At 72.8% G+C, this 18,746-nt stretch carries 15 protein-coding genes; 11 read left to right on the top strand and 4 right to left on the bottom strand.

The features are described 5' to 3' along the window. Positions 1–46: 46 nt before the first annotated feature. Complete coding sequence (locus tag F8271_RS21070) at positions 47–1,006, bottom strand: winged helix DNA-binding domain-containing protein (RefSeq protein WP_370461938.1); 960 nt, start codon at positions 1,004–1,006, stop codon at positions 47–49. Positions 1,007–1,296: 290 nt separating this feature from the next. Here F8271_RS21070 and F8271_RS21065 point away from each other — a divergent pair, with 290 nt between their 5' ends. From F8271_RS21065 to wrbA, 5 genes are all read left to right on the top strand, one after another. Continuing rightward, positions 1,297–1,689: a hypothetical protein gene (locus F8271_RS21065; RefSeq protein WP_151491554.1), complete on the top strand. Its 393-nt coding sequence runs from the start codon at positions 1,297–1,299 to the stop codon at positions 1,687–1,689. 80 nt (positions 1,690–1,769) lie between these two features. Next, on the top strand, positions 1,770–2,360 hold the full coding sequence (locus F8271_RS21060) for a TetR/AcrR family transcriptional regulator (protein WP_225854664.1): 591 nt from the start codon (positions 1,770–1,772) through the stop codon (positions 2,358–2,360). 37 nt (positions 2,361–2,397) lie between these two features. After that, a complete protein-coding gene (locus tag F8271_RS21055; protein WP_151491552.1) occupies positions 2,398–3,156 on the top strand; it encodes a HipA family kinase in 759 nt (252 codons plus the stop codon). Next, positions 3,153–3,521 carry a DUF3037 domain-containing protein gene (locus F8271_RS21050; protein WP_151491551.1) on the top strand — a complete coding sequence of 123 codons (369 nt, stop codon included), beginning with the start codon at positions 3,153–3,155 and terminating at the stop codon, positions 3,519–3,521. Before F8271_RS21055 ends, F8271_RS21050 begins: the two co-directional genes overlap by 4 nt. 267 nt (positions 3,522–3,788) lie before the next feature. After that, on the top strand, positions 3,789–4,406 hold the full coding sequence (gene wrbA, locus F8271_RS21045; protein ID WP_151491550.1) for an NAD(P)H:quinone oxidoreductase: 618 nt from the start codon (positions 3,789–3,791) through the stop codon (positions 4,404–4,406). Between the two features lie 87 nt (positions 4,407–4,493). On the opposite strand, the gene F8271_RS21040 is transcribed toward wrbA, so the two are convergent. Continuing rightward, positions 4,494–6,416, bottom strand: a complete 1,923-nt coding sequence (locus F8271_RS21040; protein ID WP_151491549.1) for an anthranilate synthase family protein — start codon at positions 6,414–6,416, stop codon at positions 4,494–4,496. Positions 6,417–6,623: 207 nt separating this feature from the next. Between F8271_RS21040 and F8271_RS21035 the strand changes: the two genes are divergently transcribed. The 3 genes from F8271_RS21035 to F8271_RS21025 all read left to right on the top strand — a co-directional run bounded on the left by F8271_RS21035 (position 6,624) and on the right by F8271_RS21025 (position 11,092). Continuing rightward, positions 6,624–8,036 (top strand): FGGY family carbohydrate kinase, encoded by a 1,413-nt coding sequence (locus tag F8271_RS21035; RefSeq protein WP_151491548.1) that lies wholly within the window; start codon positions 6,624–6,626, stop codon positions 8,034–8,036. Positions 8,037–8,252: 216 nt separating this feature from the next. Further along, positions 8,253–10,673, top strand: coding sequence for an ATP-binding protein (locus tag F8271_RS21030; protein ID WP_151491547.1), 2,421 nt, complete (start codon positions 8,253–8,255; stop codon positions 10,671–10,673). 5 nt (positions 10,674–10,678) lie between these two features. Further along, positions 10,679–11,092 carry a roadblock/LC7 domain-containing protein gene (locus tag F8271_RS21025; RefSeq protein ID WP_203178590.1) on the top strand — a complete coding sequence of 138 codons (414 nt, stop codon included), beginning with the start codon at positions 10,679–10,681 and terminating at the stop codon, positions 11,090–11,092. 85 nt (positions 11,093–11,177) lie between these two features. On the opposite strand, the gene F8271_RS21020 is transcribed toward F8271_RS21025, so the two are convergent. After that, the gene (locus F8271_RS21020; protein WP_151491546.1) at positions 11,178–12,521 is read right to left on the bottom strand and encodes a GH1 family beta-glucosidase; all 1,344 of its coding nucleotides are present in this window, start codon (positions 12,519–12,521) and stop codon (positions 11,178–11,180) included. Positions 12,522–13,362: 841 nt separating this feature from the next. On the opposite strand from F8271_RS21020, the gene F8271_RS21015 reads away from it, so the two are divergent. Beyond that, positions 13,363–16,269: a glycoside hydrolase family 48 protein gene (locus F8271_RS21015; RefSeq protein WP_151491545.1), complete on the top strand. Its 2,907-nt coding sequence runs from the start codon at positions 13,363–13,365 to the stop codon at positions 16,267–16,269. Positions 16,270–16,678: 409 nt separating this feature from the next. On the opposite strand, the gene F8271_RS21010 is transcribed toward F8271_RS21015, so the two are convergent. Next, positions 16,679–17,302: a DUF3159 domain-containing protein gene (locus tag F8271_RS21010; RefSeq protein ID WP_151491555.1), complete on the bottom strand. Its 624-nt coding sequence runs from the start codon at positions 17,300–17,302 to the stop codon at positions 16,679–16,681. Between the two features lie 181 nt (positions 17,303–17,483). Between F8271_RS21010 and F8271_RS21005 the strand changes: the two genes are divergently transcribed. Further along, a complete protein-coding gene (locus F8271_RS21005; protein ID WP_192580384.1) occupies positions 17,484–18,371 on the top strand; it encodes a phosphatase PAP2 family protein in 888 nt (295 codons plus the stop codon). 8 nt (positions 18,372–18,379) lie between these two features. Beyond that, the coding region (locus tag F8271_RS21000) for a maleylpyruvate isomerase N-terminal domain-containing protein (RefSeq protein WP_192580383.1) at positions 18,380–18,746 on the top strand (367 nt) is incomplete at its 3' end.

Raw genomic sequence — 18,746 nt, 5'->3', positions numbered from 1 at the left:
ATAAGAGACAGTGGCAGGCCTGACGCCGACCGCCCCCGCCGGCCGCTCAGGCCTGCCACTCGAAGCGCGGCGGCAGCCCGAGGAAGGCGGCGTAGCCTCCCAGGGCCTGCTCCACCCGGGCGCGTGCCGCCGTCTTCAGGGGCGACAGCGGCCGGATCGTCACGGTGACCGCCGATCGGCCGACCCGGCGCTTCCACACGCCCACCACCCGGCCGGCGTGGACCACCGTCGCCTGGAAGATGCCGTTGTTGCCCGGCACCACGGCGGCCTGGTGGGCGGGGTCGAACATCAACGTGCGGTCCCGGTAGCCCAGCAGGTACTCGTCGAACCCGGGCAGCACCCGCACCTCGTCGATCGGGGCGCGCGGCGCGTCGGCCAGTGCCGCGTCGACGTACATCGACTCGCCGCCGACCCGTACCGTGCGCAGCGTGTCGCCGGCGGCGGCCAGGCCGCGCCGCGCGTCGGTCAGGGTGAGGCCGGACCAGCCGGCGAACTCGCGGTCGGTGACCGGGCCGTGCCCGCGGACGTAGCGGTGGGCCAGCACGGCGAGGGCCTCGTCCCGGTCCAGCCGACGGGCGTCCGGCGCCCACTCGTCGAGCAGGGCGAAGGTCTGCTCGGTGCCGACGTTCGGTGCCACGCAGGTCACCCCGCGCACACTCGAATACCACAACGGGTGGTAGCCGCGCTGGCCGTCGGTGCCCAGCCCGGCGTCGCGCAGGGTGGCCAGGCACTGCGCCCGGGTGAGCCGGCCGCCGCCGGCCAGCGCGGCACCGAGGACGTCCACGGCCCGGTCGGCGTCGACGTCGGTGAGCCCGAGCTGCGCCCGGCGGGTGGCCGCGCCGGCCAGCGAACGGACACCGGTCAGCTCCAGCATCCAGCGCGCGTCGGCGGGCGGGACGAGATGCACGGTGCCCCGCATCGGCCAGGTGCGCAGGGCCTCGCGCCGCTCCAGTGCCGCCTGCACGTCGGCCACACCGTGCCCGGGCAGTCGGCGCCCAGTGACCACAGACCGCTGGCCAGGTCCTGAGCCTGCATGGCGCCGAACCACTCGACCACCTCGGCGACGGTGTCGGGGTGGACGCCCGGGTGCGGGCGCAGCAGCAGGCTGGTCATCCGCAGTGCCAGCGCTTCGGCCGCGCTCAGGTCCGGAGGCATCGCCGAACTCCTTTCCGGTGGCCGGGCCGCCAGCCTAGGGCGGGCCACCGACACGATCGCGGCGATGGGAGGCGTAACGCGGGTCGACGTGGGAAAACGCCCGCCGGAAGTACGCGCGCCGCGCGTGCGGAAGGGAGTCTCATGACTGCCGCAAGCGAGCCGGCCCGGGGTGCCGGCGTATCGGCCGGATCCCGGTCTCATCGGGGGGACGCCCGCGCGAAGACGAGCGCGGCCGCCACCTTCGCTCTGGTCTTCGGCGTGGCCGGCCTGCTCAGTGTGCTGACCGCCATCCTGGCCTGGGTCGGGTTGGTGCTGGGCATCATCGGGATCATCCTCGGCATCGTCGGCCTGAAGATGGCCGGACGGCCCGGGGTGACCGGTCGGGGGGTGGCCATCGGCGGTCTGGTGCTGAGCATCCTGGCGGTGCTGATCGGCCTGGGCCTCGCCGCGGGCATCACCACCTTCGTCAACAACGACAGCGCGGTGGACCGCCTCCAGCAGCAGGTCGACGACCTGCGGGACAAGCTCGACTGACACCGCCGGGTACGGTAGAAGCGGATCGCCGCTCCGCTACCATGGGGAGCGGTGACCGCCCGGTGGGAGGGAGAGCAGTGGTGTCCGCTACGAGCCTGCCCGGGGAGGCGCCGGCCCGGGGAAAGCGGGCCGACGCCGTACGCAACCAGCAGACGCTGCTCGCCGCCGCCGCCGCGGTGTTCGTCACCTCCGGCGTGGAGGCCCCGATCCGGGAGATCGCGGCCCGGGCCGGGGTTGGCATCGGCACGATCTACCGGCACTTCCCGACCCGGGCGGACCTCGTCGTCGCCGTCTACCGGCACCAGGTCCAGGCGTGCGCCGAGGCCGGCCCCGCGCTGCTGGCCAGCGCCGACTCTCCGTCGGCCGCACTCCGGCAGTGGGTCGACCGCTTCATCGACTTCCTGGTCACGAAGCACGGGCTCGCCAACGCCCTCCAGTCGGACACCGGCGGTTTCGACGCGTTGCACACCTACTTCCTCGACCAGCTGGTGCCCGCCTGCGCGCAGTTGCTCGACGCCGCCGTGGACGCCGGGGAGATCACGCCCGGCACGTCCGCGCACGAACTGATGCGCGGCATCGGCAACCTCTGCATCGGCGGCGACAAGGACCCGCGTTACGACCCCCGGCGACTGGTCGACCTGCTCCTGCGGGGGCTGCGGCAGCCACGGTGACGGCGGTGCCGGCGGAGATCACAGTAGGGTGGGCGACGTGCTCCGCCAGGTCACCGCGATCCGCTACGTCACCCCGCTCCGCGAGGGTGGCTCGCTGCCGGGTGTCGTGGAGGCGGACGACCTCGGCACGTACGTGGCGAAGTTCCGTGGCGCCGGGCAGGGCCCCAAGGCACTCGTCGCCGAGGTGATCTGCGGCGAACTGGCCCGCCGGCTGGAGCTGCGCGTGCCGCCGCTGGTCGTGCTCGACATCGATCCGGTGATCGGGCGGGCCGAGCCCGATCAGGAGGTGCAGGAGCTGCTTCGCAACAGCGGCGGCGCCAACCTGGGGATGGACTTCCTGCCCGGGGCGCTGGGCTTCGACCCCGTCGCGCACCCCGTGGACCCGATGCTGGCGTCGCGGGTGCTGTGGTTCGACGCGTACGTGGAGAACGTCGACCGGAGCTGGCGCAACCCGAACCTGCTGGTGTGGCACCGGGAGCTGTGGCTCATCGACCACGGCGCCTCGCTGTACTTCCACCACAACTGGCCGCGCGCCGAAGCAGCCGTGCACCGGGCCTACCGGGCCGACGACCACGTCCTCGCCCCGTACGCCGACCGGCTCGCCGAGGCCGACGCCGAGCTGGCCCCCCGGATCACCCCGGAACTGCTCACCGAGGTGCTGGCGCTGGTGCCGGCGCAGTGGCTGACCGCCGCCGACTTCGACTCGGCCGACGAGGCGCGGGCCGCGTACGTGGCGCACCTGTCCCGCCGGGTCGCCCGGACGGCGGACTGGCTGCCGGCAGGGGGCGTGGCGTGAGGCATCCCTTCGAGTACGCGCTGATCCGGCTGGTGCCCCGCATCGAGCGCGGCGAGCAGATCAACGTCGGGGTGCTGCTCTACTGCCAGCAGCGTGACTTCCTGGCCGCGCGTACCCACCTGGACGCCGACCGGGTCGGAGCGCTGGCACCCGACGTCGACCTGCCGGCGGTGGCCGCGGTGCTGGACTCCTGGGACCGGACCTGCTCCGGCGACGGGCCGGCGACCCGGATGCGGCTCGGCGAGCGCTTCCACTGGCTGGCCGCCCCCCGCAGCACGATGATCCAGACCGGGCCGGTGCACACCGGGCTCACCGCCGACCCGGCGGCGGAGCTGGAACGGCTGATGGTGGCCCTGGTCCGCTGACTCGCGGCGGGTGAGCGCGGGGGCGTTCCCCTGATCGCGCTGCGCCAGCGTCGTTGCCGGCGGAGCGCGATCCCCCGTTCAGGCTGTCGGTGCGGGGCGGCGGATGGCTTCCGTCGGCACCGGTGACATCAGGATCGCCGTCCGCGACGGTCGCCGGGTCCAGACGATCGGGAACTTGCGGAAAACTTGAGCCCGTCAAGGGTGGCGTTTGACCGTGCGAGCCACGGGTAGTCGCGGGAGCTGACCCAGACGAGAAGGGAACATCTGATGGCTGCCCAGACCAAGGTAGCGGTGATCTACTACAGCGCCACCGGCATCACATACCAGATGGCGCAGGCCGTCTGCGAGGCCGCTGGGGACGCGGGCGCCGAGGTGCGTCTGCGCAAGGTGCGGGAGCTGGCACCGGACGAGGCGATCCGCTCCAACTCCGGCTGGCAGGCCCACCACCTGGAGACCCAGGACGTGCCCGAGGCGATGATCGACGACCTGGCCTGGGCCGATGTGGCCATCTTCGGCGCGCCGACCCGCTACGGCATGATCGCCGCCCAGCTGAAGCAGTTCATCGACACCACCGGTCCGCTCTGGGCGCAGGGTGCGTTGGTCAACAAGGTGTACTCCGCCTTCACGTCGACGGCGACCTCGCACGGTGGGCAGGAGACCACGCTGACGTCGCTCTTCAACGTCTTCTACCACTGGGGTGGCGTCGTGGTCACCCCCGCGTACGTCGACACCAGCCAGTTCATCGCCGGTAACCCGTACGGCGCCTCGCACACGAGCAACAACGGCGAGATCGCCCCGGACGCGGTGGCGCTCGGCGCCTGCGCGCTCACCGCGCGACGCGCCGTGCAGATCGGGGCCGCGCTGAAGGCGGGCCTGGCCGGCTGACCGCAGCGGACGACCGGCGACGCGGGCGGGGGCTCTCGGCCCGTCCGCGTCGCCGGTCGTTCCAGCCCTACCCGCCGGCCGGGCCGACTATGCGCGCCCGCCCGCGGTGGGCACCTCGTCCGCCCGCGCTGCCGGCAGCAGGTCGCCCAGCAGTTCGGTCAGGACGACCACACCGTCCGGGCTGAGCACCGACTCCGGATGGAACTGCACCCCGGCGAAACCCCGCCCGCGCAGAGCGTGCACGGCGCCGTCGCGTACGTCCCGGGCCAGCTCCACCGGCCCGTACGCGGTGTCCATCCGATCCGCCTCCGCCTGGGCGGTGAACGTCGAGTAGAAACCCACCCGGCGGGTCCGCCCGAACAGCGACACCTCCCGCTGCAACCCCTGGTAGGGCGCGTCCCGGCGATGCAGCGGCAGCCCCAACAGCCCGGCCAGCACCTGATGGCCGAGGCAGACCGCGAGGGTCGGCCGGCCGTCCGTGAGCAGCCCGCTCAGCAGCTCGCGTAGCGCCACCATCTTCGGCTCGTCCGGGCTACCCGGGTCGCCCGGCCCGGGGCCGGCCACCACCAGGTCGTAGTCGTCGACCGGGCCACCGGCGTGCCACGGCCGCAGGGTGACCGCGAGCCCCAGCGCGCCCAGTTGGTGGGCCAGCATGCCGGTGAAGGTGTCCTCGGCGTCCACGATGAGCGCCCGGCGGCCGACCAGCCCGGGCAGGCCCGGCGCGTCCGGTGCCCGTTGGTCGAGCCAGAACCGCGCCAGCGGCGTGTTACGCGCGGCCAGCGCGTCGCGTACCGCCGGGTCGTCGGCCAGCCGCGGGACCGGCCCGCGGTCGCCGGCGGGCGCCGCCGGGCCGAGACCGAGCGCGGCCAGCACCCCGGCGGCCTTGGCGTGCGTCTCGGCCACCTCGCCGGCCGCCGTCGAATGCCGCACCAGGGTGGCACCGACCGGCACCCGCAGCCGGCCGGTGGGGGAGATCTCGGCGGTACGGATCAGGATCGGCGCGTCCAGCGTCTGCCGGCCGGCCTCGTCGTGGCCGAGCAGGGCCAGCACACCCGCGTAGTAGCCCCGGCCGCGACGCTCGTGCCGGGCGATCACCCGGCAGGCGTTCTCCATCGGGCTTCCGGTCACGGTCGGCGCGAACATCGTCTCGCGCAGCACCTCCCGCACGTCGCGGGTGCCGCGCCCGGCGAGCAGGTACTCGGTGTGCGCGAGGTGCGACATCTCCTTCAGGTACGGGCCGATCACCTGACCGCCGTGCTCGGCCACGGTGGCCATCATCTTCAGCTCCTCGTCGAGGACCATGTACAGCTCCTCGACCTCCTTGGGGTCGGCGAGGAAGCGCAGCAGCGCCGCCCGGTCCGGCGTGCCGCCGGCGGGTCGGAACGTGCCGCTGATCGGGTTCATCATCACGAGGCCGTCGTCGACGCTGACGTGCCGCTCCGGGCTGGCGCCGACCAGGGTCCGGGTGCCGGTGTGCACCACGAACGTCCAGTACGCGCCGCGTTCGGCGACCAGCAGTCGGCGCAGCGCGGCCAGCGCCGCCACCAGCGGCGGACCCTGCACGGTGGCGTGCAGCGTGCGGTGGATGACGAAGTTGGCGCCCTCGCCGTGGCCGATCTCCTCGGCCAGCACCCGGCCCACGGTCTGCGCGTACTCCTCGTCGGTGACGTCGAACGCGGCGTCGACGGTGCGGACCGGCTCGTCGGGCAGCGCGGCCAGGGCGTCGGTCAGCGGAATCCGCCCGTGCTGGTGGACCCGGAGGCACTCCAGCGGGGCACCGTCGTCGACGCAGGCGAAGCCGCGTTCGGTGATCTGCCGGAACGGCACCAGGGCCAGCGTCCGCGCCCCGGGCGCGCCCTCCGGCAGCGGTATGTCCGCCAGGAGGTCGACGGTGTCGACGGGGCCGGTGAACAGCTCCAGGTCGTCCGCGCCCTCTCGGCGCAGCAGCGCGAAGGGGCCCGGATCGACACCGCGGGTCACGGCGGCGAGCAGGTCGGTCAGGTGGGTCATCGGAGTCTCCGTCGGGCCGGGCGCCGCCGGTCGGGGCGGCCATCCGGGGCCGGAGATCCGGCGGCCGCCTCGATGGCGGCCGCGTGGATGGAGCTACGCGCGGAGGGTGGCCGCCGGGTCGGCGGGCCACCAGCAGGTCGGATGCGCGAGCATGTGATCCACCCTACGCGCCCGCGGCCGCGTTGGCACCGGGTAACTTGACCGGCGATGAACATTCTCGCGCTCGACCTGGGCACCTCCTCGGTGCGCGGGCTGGTGCTGGACGGGGACACCCAGCCGCTGCCCGGTGCCCTGGCCCGGCGGAAGGTCAGCCTCGCGATCGGCGACGACGGCACCGGCACGCTGTCCGGTCCCGGCTACCTCGCCTGCCTGGTCGAGTGCCTCGACGAGTTGGCCGACGGGGGTCACCTGCGCGACGTGGACCTGGTGGCCGTCTCCGCCCAGTGGCACTCGGTGCTCCCGCTGGACCGCGACGGCGCCCCGCTGGGCCCGGTCGTCACCTGGTTGGACACCCGGCCGACGCCGGTCGCCGGGGCACCCGGCCCGGCCGACCCGGACGACTTCCACCAGCGCACCGGCTGCTGGTGGCACCGCTCCTACTGGTCGGTGCGGCTGCCCTGGCTGCGCGAGCAGTGCGGCACCCCGATCGCCCGGTTCGTCGGTCTGCCCGAGTACGTGCTGGGCGAGCTGCTGGAGGCGGTGCCCATGTCGGTCTCCCAGGCTTCCGGCACCGGCCTGCTGGACCTGCGCAGCCTGCGCTGGGACGAGGAGGCCCTGGCACTGGCCGGGGCGCGACCGCAGGACCTGCCGCCCCTGGGCGAGCTGGACTGGCACGGCCGCCTGCGGCCCGACCACGCCCGCCGCTGGCCGCAGCTGGCGCGGGCGCGGTGGTCACCGGCGGTCGGCGACGGCGCCGCCTCGAACGTCGGGTCGGGCTGCGTCGACCCGAGCCGGGCCGCGGTCACCGTGGGCACCTCCGCGGCCGTACGACTGATGCAGCGGATCCCCGCCGGTGAGCCACTGCCCCGGCTGCCCGAACAGCTCTGGCGCTACCGGGTCGACCACGACCACGTGGTGACCGGGGCGGCGTACTCCAGCGGCGGCAACCTGTTCGCCTGGGCCAACCGGGAGCTGCGGCTGCCCCGGGGCGCGGAGCTGGACGCGGCGCTGGCGCTGGTGCCGGCGGGTGGCGGTCGGCCGGCCGATCCCCGCTTCGGCGGCGACCGGCCTCCCGGGCTGGCCCCGGCGGGCTCCGGCGAGCTGCGCGGGCTCAGCTTCAGCACCACCGCCGTGGATATCCTGGCCGGACTGATGCAGGGGCTGTGCGGGCTGGTCGCCGACGACCTGGCGGTGCTGGAGTCCACCATCGACAAACCGGTCGGAGTGGTGCTGGGCGGTGGCGCGGTGGCCGCCTCGGTGTGGTGGCGGCAGGCGTTCGCGGCGGCGCTCGCGCCGCGGCCGGTGTCGCACCAACGCAACCCGGAGATCGGTGCCACCGGGGCCGCGTTGGTGGCGTTGGGCCGATTCGGAGACGCGGTTGCGCTCGCCGACATCGGCCGGACGGATGAGCTGGTATTACCGACGACGACAGGACGATCCCACCCGCAGTATCCTTCCTGAACTTTCGCCTCGTTCGGGCCGTTGACAGCGCTCCCGAGCCTGGTTGGATGGACTGCGCTCCCCGGACCGCGGTGGACGCGGTAGGACGGAGGAGGCAGGGTGGCGGCAGGTCCCGAGCCGGCGAGCGGCACGGTGTCGAACCATCGTCGGCGTCGCTTCGACGTCCGGGTCGTTCCACATCGACGCCGGTCCCCGTTCCGTCTGCGGGACTGGCGGATGAGCACCAAGCTGGCGACCGTGCTGCTGGTGCCGTCGGTGGCGTTCCTGGTCCTCGCCGGCGTGCAGACCAGCGCGCTGGTGGGGCGGACGACGGCGTTGAACGACTTCGCCCGGCAGGTCGGCATCGGCCGGCAGATCACCGCGGCGGTGCACCAGCTCCAGCAGGAGCGGGACCGTACGGCGGGGGAGCTGAGTGAGCTGCGCCGGGGCGCCGACCGGGAGGCCGCGGCCAGCAGGTTGAAGCCGTTGCAGGCGGCCGCCGACCGCGCGATGGCCGACCTGAGTCGGGCGGCCGCGCCGCTGGTCGACGCCGACGCGTCCTGGCGGGTGGCGTTCTCCGAGGTGCAGGAGGCGTACGACCAGGTGATCGACGTCCGGGTGGTGATCCCGCCGGCGGTGCTCAGCAACGACACCATCCTGAGCAACTACCACCGCGCCGTGGGCGCGCTGCTCGACCTGCTCGCCGAGCCGACGCCGGGGCAGGACCAGGCGGGGTTGAACGACGCGGTGCTGCGCTACGTGCAGCTGGCACGGGTCAAGGAGTTGTCCTCCCGGGTGCGGGCCCAGCTGTACGCCGCCGCCCGCGCCGGCAGGTACGGCACCGAGGACCGGGTGCTCCTCACCGACCTGCGCGCCCAGCAGTTGACCGCCCTCGGCGCGTTCCGGGTGGCCGCCACCTCCGACCAGATCCGCCGGTACGACGAGACCTCGGTGAATCCGATGTTCCTGGTCGCCACCCAGTTGGAGGAGCGCAGCCTGCCGGCCGGGAACGCCGCGCCCGCGGTGCTGCCCTCGGAACAGTGGTGGGCGGCCAGCCAGCAACGTCAGGAACTGCTGCGGCAGCTCGAGGCGGGGGTGCTCGACGACGCCGTGCGGCAGGCCGACGACGCCAGCTCCGGGCAGCTGCGGACCACCCTGCTGGTGGTCGGCGGGGTCGTCGCGGTGCTGCTGGTCGCCCTGCTGATCTCGCTGCTCGTCGGGCGGTCGGTGGCCCGGTCGATGCGGCTGCTGCGCAGCCAGGCGCTGCGGATCGCGCAGGTCGAGCTGCCGGACGCGCTGGACCGGCTGCGGACCGTCACCGGTGGGGTGCAGCCCATCGAGGTCGCCCCGGCGGTGGTCCGTTCGCTCGACGAGATCGGCGAGCTGGCCGAGGCGTTCGTCGCGGTGCACCGGAGCGCGGTCACGGTCGCCGTGGAGCAGGCCATGATGCGGCGCAACGTCAACGCGATGTTCGTCAACCTGGCCCGGCGCAGTCAGGTGCTGGTGGAGCGGCAGTTGGAGCTGCTGGACGATTTGGAGCGCGAGGAGAGCGACCCGGACCAGCTGGAGAACCTGTTCAAACTGGACCACCTGGCCGCCCGTATGCGCCGTAACGACGAGAGCCTGCTGGTGCTGGCCGGTACCGACTCCACCCGCCGGTGGAACCGGCCGGTCGGCCTGGGCGCGGTGCTGCTCGCCGCCGCCGCCGAGATCGAGCAGTACCAGCGGGTCCGGATCGAGTCGGTGGGCGACGCGTACGTGGTCGGGCATGCCGTCGGTGAGTTGGTGCACATGCTCGCCGAGCTGTTGGAGAACGCCACGGTGTTCTCCCGCCCGGACACGATGGTGGCGGTGAACGTCCGGCTCGACGCCCCCGCCGCGCTGGTCGAGATCGTCGACCGTGGTCTGGGCATGAGCCCGGCGGCGCTGGCCGAGGCGAACGAGGTGCTGGCCACCCCGCCGGCCGCGGATGTCGCGGCGGTCGAGCGGATGGGCCTGTTCGTGGTGAGCCACCTGGCCGCCCGCCTGAGGGTGCGGGTGCGGCTCGAGGGTGGGCAGGACGGCCTGGTCGCCCGGCTCGCGTTGCCGGCCGCGTTGCTGGCGCCGGCGGGCGGCGTGGAGCTCGATCCGCCGGCGCCGGCCCGGATGTTGGCCGCGGGTGCCAGCCGGGGTGTGGGGGTGCAGCGGCAACCGGCGGACGCACGGATGGCCCACGCAGCGGGTGCGCCGCCGCTGGATCTGCCGGTGGCCGGTCGTCCGCCGGTCAACGCCGTGCCACGTCAGACCCGCCCGGTGCCGGTACGAGCCGAGGACGTGCTGACCCCGGCCGGAGCGTCGGCTCCGGGGGGCGGCTGGTGGTCCCGTGAGGGCCCGGCCGCGCCGGCCGGGCCCGGGCCGGTCGTACCGCCGGCCACCCCGCTGACCGGCGGCACCAACGAACGGGGCCTGCCGGTACGGGTCCCGATGGCACAGCTCTCCGCGGTCACCCGCCCGGCCCGACCCGATTCGGTCCCGGCGCGTGACGATCTGGACCCGGAGGCGGTCGGCGGCATGCTTTCCCGGCTCTACAGCGGGGTACGGCGCGCCGAGGCCGAGGACACCACTGAGATACCCGTGCCACCGTCCAGGGGGCACGACGAAGGGGGACGACGACAGTGACGACGTTGAGCCAGGAGGCGCGGGACCTGAGCTGGCTGGTGAGCGCCTTCGCGGAGCGGGTGCCGGGTGTGGCGCACGCGGTGGTGGTCTCCTCCGATGGGCTGCTGGTGGCGATCTCCGACCATCTGCCGCGCGATCACGCCGACAAGCTCGCCGCGGTGACCTCCGGGCTGATGAGCATCACCGCGGGCGCGGCCCAGATGTTCGACGGAGACGTCGTCAAGCAGACGGTGGTCGAGATGGGCCGGGGCTACTTCCTGGTGATGCAGGTGCGCGACGGATCGATCCTGGCCACCCTCGCCGCCGGTGACGCGGACATCGGTGTGGTGGGCTACGAGATGGCCCGGTTGGCCAAGCAGGCAGGGGAGATGCTCACCCCGGCGCTGCGGGCGGAGTTGCAGCAGGCGTTGCCGCGCTGACGAGGTCGACCGTGTCCCGGACGGTCACGGCTCTGTGCCGGAGCCGAGCCGTCCGGGCCCGGCCGTCCGTCCGGGATTGCCCGCTTCAGAAGCCGCCGTCGGCGATGACGGAGCGGTACCAGTGTGCGCTGCGCTTGAGCACCCGCCGCTGGTTGGAGTAGTCCACGTAGACCAGGCCCCAGCGCTGGTCGTAGCCCTCGGCCCACTCGAAGTTGTCCAGCATCGACCAGACGTGGAAGCTCTCCAGCGGCACCCCGGCGGTCATGGCGCGGTGCGCGGCGGCCAGGTGGTCGCGCAGGAAGCTGATGCGGCCGCTGTCGTCGACGGTGTCGTCGGCGGCCAGGGTGTCGGGGGTGGGCAGGCCGTTCTCGGTGACGGTGAGCGGGATCGGGCCGTAGTCGCGGGTGACCCGGGTCAGGATGTCGTACATCCCGTCGGGGTAGATCTGCTGCCACTCGGCCTCGGAGGTCGGCCAGCGGTGCCGGGTGCCGCCGTCGGCGGTGACGTAGATGGGCGTGTAGTACTGCACGGCCAGCAGGTCGACCGGCGAGGAGATCACCGCCAGGTCGCCGTCGCGGATGCCCTGGACCATCCGGCTCTGCGGCCCCAGATCGGCCAGCACGTCCTCCGGGTAGCTGCCCTTGAGCAGGGAGTCGAGGTAGAGGCGGTTCTCGTAGCCGTCGTAGAGTCGGGCGGCGGCGGCCGCCTCCGGCGAGCCGTCGGCGGGGTAGCAGGGGTGCAGGTTGAGCGCGGGGCCGATCCGGGCGGTGCCGTCGGCGGCGCGCAGCGCGCGCACGGCGAGCCCGTGGGCGAGCTGGAGGTGGTGGGCGACCAGGTAGGCGGCGTCCGGGTCCTGCCGGCCGGGGGCGTGGTGGCCGATGAGGTAGCCGTTCTGCACCACGGTCTTGGGCTCGTTGATGGTGAGCCAGACCGGCACCCGGTCGCCGAGGGCGGTGAAGACCGCGTCGGCGTAGTCGGCGAAGCGCAGCGCGGTGTCGCGCGACTCCCACCCGTCGGCGTCCTGCAACGCCTGCGGCAGATCCCAGTGGAACAGGGTGGCCATCGGGGCGATGCCGCGCTCGTGCAGACCGTCCAGGAGGCGCCGGTAGAAGTCGAGGCCGCGCTGGTTGGGCGCGCCGGCGCCGTCGGGCTGGATGCGTGGCCAGGAGATGGAGAAGCGGTAACTGCGCAGGCCGAGGTCGCGCATCAGATCGAGGTCTTCGGCGTACCGGTGGTAGTGGTCGGCGGCGACGTCGCCGGTGTCGCCGTTGCGGGTGCGCCCGGGGACGCGGCTGAACGTGTCCCAGATCGACTCGCCGCGACCGTCCTCCTTGGCGGCGCCCTCGATCTGGTACGCGGAGGTGGCCGCGCCCCATCCGAAGTCGTCGGGGAAGCGCAGCGGGCCGGCGGGCCCGGTGGGTATCGACATGGATTCTCCTCGTGGATACGGGGCCACCGCCGAGATTCGGGAGCGCTCCCAGAATAGGGCAGGAGCGGCCCTCCCGGTCAGCCGGCCGTCCTGGCGGCCGGCGATGTCGGATTGAGGCGGATGAGGGCTCCGGACAGCGAACAAGGCCGACCGGGCGGCGCGCCGCGCCTGTCCCGTCGGCCTCTTTTCCCATCGTGTACGGGGGTTTAGTGTGGGGACGGGGGAGGGCAACCCCCGTCCCCACCGTAACTGCACACACACGGGCGGAATTTGGGTCCTGCCGTGCGTGTCGCGCGGGAGCCGGGCCACGCGAGTGGCTCTGGTTCCACCTCCCTCCGTGTGGCGGGACGATGGCTGACGGCGGCGTCCGGGCTGGCCCGCCGTCGGCCTTCGGGCTGGTTCCCCGGGTCCGTCAGAGACGGTCCCGGCGATCTTCTAGTTGGAACCTTGTCGATGGAAGCGCTCCCATCGACCGATGTTGCGACTCTAACGCCCGTCACGCCTTTGTGAAAGACCCAAAACGAGATCGAAACACGGAGCTGATTCGATCCTTCGTGCGCTTGTTGTGGGAGCGCTTCCATGGCACACTGTCGATTCGACGCGACAGGAGCCACATCGCGTGAGCGCGGGTCCGCCGAGGGCAACCGGCAGCACGACTTCCGGTCACGGCACCCGACCGCAGCCGGCGGGACCACTCCCGTGCGGGCCGCACCGCCCAACCCCGGCCGGGCACGGGGGACACCACCTTCCCGGCGCCTCGAATCCCCCGCGGACCACCACCCTCGCGGGCAGGCGCCCCGCCGGGGACCATCCCGGCCTGGCCCGAGGAGACACCGCGCACATGAGACAACTGGCACGACGCCGCCGCGTGGCGGTCATCGCCGCCGCCGCGCTCGCCGTCGGCGGGGTGACCCTGCCGGCCGGCGCCGCGCAGGCCGCACCCGCCTGCGACGTGGTCTACGCGACCAACGACTGGAACACCGGGTTCACCGCCAACGTCACCATCAAGAACCTCGGTGACGCGATCAGCAGCTGGACGCTCAAGTGGACCTTCCCGAACAGCAGCCAGCGGGTCACCCAGGGCTGGTCGGCCCGATTCAGCCAGACCGGCAGCGAGGTCACCGCGACCAACGAGTCGTACAACGGCAACCTCGGCACGGGGGCCTCCACCACCATCGGCTTCAACGGCTCCCACTCGGGCAGCAACCCGAAGCCCACCGCGTTCACCCTCAACGGCACCCCCTGCAACGGCACCCCGGCCAACCAGCCGCCGTCGGTCTCCCTCAGTCTGCCGACCGGGCCGTTCACCGCGCCGGCCGACGTGCCGCTGACCGCCACCGCCAGCGATCCGGACGGAACGATCAGCAAGGTCGAGTTCTACCGCAACGGCCTGCTGATCAACACCGACACGTCCGCTCCGCACGCCTACACCCAGGAGGACCTGCCGGCCGGCAGCTACACCGTCCAGGCCAAGGCGTACGACAACGCCAACGGCATCGGGGTCGCCGAGAAGGCGTTCACCGTCGGCGAGGCCACCGGCCCGACGCTGGTCGCCACGCCGTCCGCGGTGAGCGTCAGCGAGGGTGGCACCAGCACCTTCAACCTCAAGCTCAGCGCCGCGCCGACGGCCAACGTGCCGGTCACCCTCACCCGCACCGGTGACAGCGACGTCACGGTCTCGCCGGCCACCGTCACGCTGACCCCGTCCAACTGGAACACCGGGGCCACCGTCACGGTCGCCGCGGCGGAGGACTCCGACACCGTCGGCGGCGCCGCCACCATCACCGCCTCCGCCACCGGTCTCGCCCCGCTGGCGGTCACCGCCACCGAGGTCGACAACGACACCCCCGGCGGCGACAACGCCTACATCAAGAAGTTCCTCGACCAGTACGGCAAGATCAAGAACTCGGGTTACTTCAGCCCCGAGGGCGTGCCCTACCACTCGGTCGAGACGCTGATCGTCGAGGCGCCCGACCACGGCCACGAGACCACCTCGGAGGCGTTCAGCTTCTGGCTCTGGCTGGAGGCGAACTACGGACGGGTCACCCAGAACTGGGCGCCGTTCAACAACGCCTGGACGGTGATGGAAAAATATATAATTCCGAATCATTCAGACCAGCCCACGGCGGGGTCCGCCGGCACCCCGCAGTACGCCGCGGAGTACAACCTGCCCAGCCAGTACCCCTCGGCCCTGCAGCCCAACGTGCCCGTCGGCCAGGACCCGCTCCGCTCGGAGCTGCAGTCCACCTACGGCACCGGCGACATCTACGGCATGCACTGGCTGATGGACGTCGACAACACCTACGGCTTCGGCCACTGCGGTGACGGCACCACCAAGCCGGCGTACATCAACACCTTCCAGCGCGGCACCCAGGAGTCGGTGTGGGAGACCGTCCCGCAGCCCTCCTGTGACACCTTCAAGCACGGCGGTCAGTACGGCTACCTCGACCTGTTCGTCAAGGACACCGGCACCCCCGCCAAGCAGTGGAAGTACACCAACGCGCCGGACGCCGACGCCCGCGCCGTGCAGGCCGCGTACTGGGCGCTGACCTGGGCCAAGGCGCAGAACAAGCAGGCCGACGTCGCCGCCACCATCACCAAGGCCGCCAAGATGGGCGACTACCTGCGGTACGCGATGTTCGACAAGTACTTCAAGAAGATCGGCAACTGCGTCGGGGCCAGCACCTGCCCCGCCGGCAGCGGCAAGGACTCGGCGCACTACCTGCTGTCCTGGTACTACGCCTGGGGCGGCGCGTACGACACCAGCCAGAACTGGTCCTGGCGCATCGGGTCCAGCCACAACCACTTCGGCTACCAGAACCCGTTCGCGGCCTGGGCGCTGACCAACACCCCGGAGCTCAAGCCGCAGTCGGCCACCGCGGTCGCCGACTGGACCAAGAGCTTCGATCGGCAGCTGGAGTTCTACACCTGGCTGCAGTCCGCCGAGGGTGGCATCGCCGGCGGCGCGACCAACAGCTGGGACGGCAGCTACGCCCAGCCGCCGGCCGGCACCAGCACCTTCTACGGCATGTTCTACGACGTCGACCCGGTCTACAACGACCCGCCGTCGAACCAGTGGTTCGGCATGCAGGCCTGGTCGATGCAGCGGATCGCCGAGCTGTACCTGCAGACCGGCAACGCGAAGGCCAAGGCACTGCTGGACAAGTGGGTGCCGTGGGCGATCGCCAACACCACCCTCGGCACCAACTGGTCGATCCCGTCGGACATGGCGTGGACCGGCCAGCCCACCACCTGGAACCCGAGCAGCCCGCAGCCCAACACCGGCCTGCACGTCGCGGTCACCACCAAGGGCCAGGACGTCGGCGTCACCGCCGCCTACGCCCGGACCCTGATCGCGTACGCGGCCAAGTCGGGCAACGTGGCGGCGAAGGACACGGCGAAGGGGCTGCTCGACGCGCTCTCCGCCGCGAGTGACGCCAAGGGTGTCTCCACCACCGAGAAGCGTGGCGACTACCGGCGCTTCGACGACGTCTACAACGCGTCCACCGGTCAGGGCCTCTACGTGCCGCCGGGCTGGACCGGGAAGATGCCGAACGGCGACGCCATCGCCGCCGGCAAGAGCTTCCTCGACATCCGGTCCTTCTACAAGAACGACCCGGACTGGCCCAAGGTGCAGGCGTACCTGGACGGTGGCGCGGAGCCCAGCTTCAACTACCACCGGTTCTGGGCACAGGCGGACGTCGCCATGGCGTACGCCGACTACGGCAGCCTGTTCCCGAACGGCTGACGACGACCCGGGGTGGGTGGCGCACCCGCCCACCCCGGGGTTCGGCCGGGTCCGGGGGACCACGGGACCCGGCCGGCGGACGGCCTGACACCCACGGTCAGGCCGGGGTGGGCCGGCCATCCGGACAACGCAGCGGATCGGCCGGCCCACCCCACCGCCCGGACTTGAGGAAGCCGCGAAAAAGCCCAGAAATTCCGTCCCTCGCGGGATCACACCAACGACCGTGACGGAGTAACGTACGTCACCGGAGAGGCCGCTCCCCCCGTGGCGGCCTCTCCACTTTTATGCCCCCGGAACGCGCGGTGCGGTGCGGCGGGGTGCGGCGGGGGTGCCGCGATCGGTGGCACGGTGATCGGTGGCAGTTCAGCAGCGCGGCGCTCGGCGTGTCGGGTCGCTCAGCCGCCAACGATCACGCGGCGGGCTCCCCGGTGACCGGGTGCCGCAGCCCCGGATGCCCGGGCGGCAACGACCGGCGCAGCACCATCCAGCTCACCGCGAGCGCCGCCGCGACCAGCGGCCACGTCAGCGCCACCCGAGCCACCACCAGCCCGAGGACCTGCCCACCCAGGTACAGCGGCACGAACACCGCCAGCCGCAGCACGTACGTCGCCGTCCACACCCAGCTGGCCCGGCCGTACCCGCGCAGCAGCGCCGGGTCACGCCGCCACCGGCTCCGCTGGCCCAGCACTGCGCCGACCAGTACCCCGAGCAGCGGCCATCGCACCATGATGCTCACCGTCCACAGCAGCGCGCTGGCGGCGTTCGACAACAGTTGGATGAGAAAGAAGTTCTCGGCCCGGCCGGTGCGCACCGCGATCAACGCCGCGACGCAGACGGCCAGGAGACCGATCAGCACCGAGCGCGGCCGGTCACCCCGACGCAGCCGGACGACGGCCACCACCGCGCCGACGGCCAGCGCCGCGCCCACCCCGGCCCACACCGACTCGCCGCCGAGCAGCCAACCCGCCGCGAACGCCACCGGCGGCAGCGTGGCGTCGACGGCGCCACTGCGTCCGCCCAGCAGATCCGCCAGCGACTCGGCCCGCGCCGGCCCGCGGCCCGGATCGTCACCGGCCCGCTGCTGTGCGCCGGGCTCGACCTGGCCCGGGTCGCACTCCGGTGTGTCGCCCACCGCCACCTCCTCGCCTCCGCTCAACCTAACCATCGACGGGCGGCGGGCCACCGGCCGACGGACCGGTGCAGGCCGCTACGGTGTGCGGATGCGCGCGACGGCACGGGGTTGGACTGCGGTCTGGATGGTCGTACTGGCCCTCGTCCAGGCGGCTGCCTTCCTCGCCGTCTGGCGGGTGGCCGTGCACACCGGGATCGGCCAGTGGGTGGACACGGTCGCCCTGACCGGCAACCGGATCGGGCAGGACCGCATCGACGGTCCCGTCGACCGGATCCTCAACGCTATGTCGGTGGTGTCCCTGCTGGCCGCCACCGCGGTGATCGGCTTCATCGCGCTCATCCGGGGGCGGATCGCCCTGGCCATCACCGCGACGCTCCTGATCGCCGGTGCGAACGTCTCCAGCCAGCTGCTCAAGTACGGGCTGAACCGGCCGGACTACGGCCTCGACCCGGAGCGCGCCGCCGTCGGCAACAGTCTGCCCAGCGGGCACACCGCGGTGGCCGCGTCGGTGGCGGTCGCGCTGGTGCTCGTGCTGCCACGCAAGGTGCGCGCGGTCGGTGCCTTCCTCGGCGCCGGGTACGCCGCCGTCGCCGGGGTGGCCACCCTCTCCGCCGGCTGGCACCGACCCAGCGACGCGGTGGCCGCGTACCTCCTGGTGGGGGTGTGGGCGGCGCTGGCCGGGCTGCTCCTGCTGATCACCCAGCGGGAGCAGGCCGAGGTCGCACCCGGCGACGCGCACCGGGTCGCCGCGCTGGTGCTCGGGGTGGCCGGCGTGCTCGCCCTGATCGCCTGCGGCGTGGCGCTGTCCTGGTTGGTCGAGCTGCGGGGCACCGGGCCGGAGGAGTTGACCCGCCGACCGCTCTTCATCGGGTACGCGGGCAGCGCCGCCGGTATCGCCGGCACGATGGCGGTGGTGATGGCGCTGGTGCTGACCATCGTGCACCGGCTGGTGCCCCGGGTGAAGGGCTGAGCCGCCCGGTGGACCCGGTCCGGGCGGCGTTCCGCGCGGAGTGCGTACGGCTCTCCGAGATCCTGTCCGAGCTGGACGACGTCGACCTCGACCGGCCGACCGACTGCCCGCCGTGGACCGTCCGGGAGTTGATCGCCCACGTCCGCATCGGCGCCGGACGGCTGGCCGACATGCTCGCCGCGCCCGCCCCACCGCACGCCGAGGTGGACGTCGCGGGCTACTTCGGCGCCGCCAAGTTCACCCCCGAGGTCGACGCCGCCCGGATCGAGGCCGCGCGGTCCGAGGCCGCCAGGTCTGAGGTTGGGCGGTCTGGGGCTGGGCGGTCTGGGGCTGGGCGGATCGCGGGTGGTGGGCGGGTTGTCCGGCCGGTGGGCG

Origin of the sequence: Micromonospora sp. ALFpr18c, assembly GCF_008868155.1 — a bacterium.
GTDB lineage: Bacteria > Actinomycetota > Actinomycetes > Mycobacteriales > Micromonosporaceae > Micromonospora.
The sequence above is the reverse complement of the archived record's forward strand: the minus strand, read 5'-3'. Positions and strand labels throughout refer to the sequence as shown.

What these genes read in the sequence shown, in the direction of transcription:
- F8271_RS21020 (WP_151491546.1), bottom strand. Translation starts at nt 12,521, where the DNA reads ATGTCGATACCCACCGGGCCCGCCGGCCCGCTGCGCTTCCCCGACGAC.
- F8271_RS21015 (WP_151491545.1), top strand. Translation starts at nt 13,363, where the DNA reads ATGAGACAACTGGCACGACGCCGCCGCGTGGCGGTCATCGCCGCCGCC.
- F8271_RS21040 (WP_151491549.1), bottom strand. Translation starts at nt 6,416, where the DNA reads ATGACCCACCTGACCGACCTGCTCGCCGCCGTGACCCGCGGTGTCGAT.
- F8271_RS21030 (WP_151491547.1), top strand. Translation starts at nt 8,253, where the DNA reads ATGAGCACCAAGCTGGCGACCGTGCTGCTGGTGCCGTCGGTGGCGTTC.
- wrbA (WP_151491550.1), top strand. Translation starts at nt 3,789, where the DNA reads ATGGCTGCCCAGACCAAGGTAGCGGTGATCTACTACAGCGCCACCGGC.
- F8271_RS21065 (WP_151491554.1), top strand. Translation starts at nt 1,297, where the DNA reads ATGACTGCCGCAAGCGAGCCGGCCCGGGGTGCCGGCGTATCGGCCGGA.
- F8271_RS21035 (WP_151491548.1), top strand. Translation starts at nt 6,624, where the DNA reads ATGAACATTCTCGCGCTCGACCTGGGCACCTCCTCGGTGCGCGGGCTG.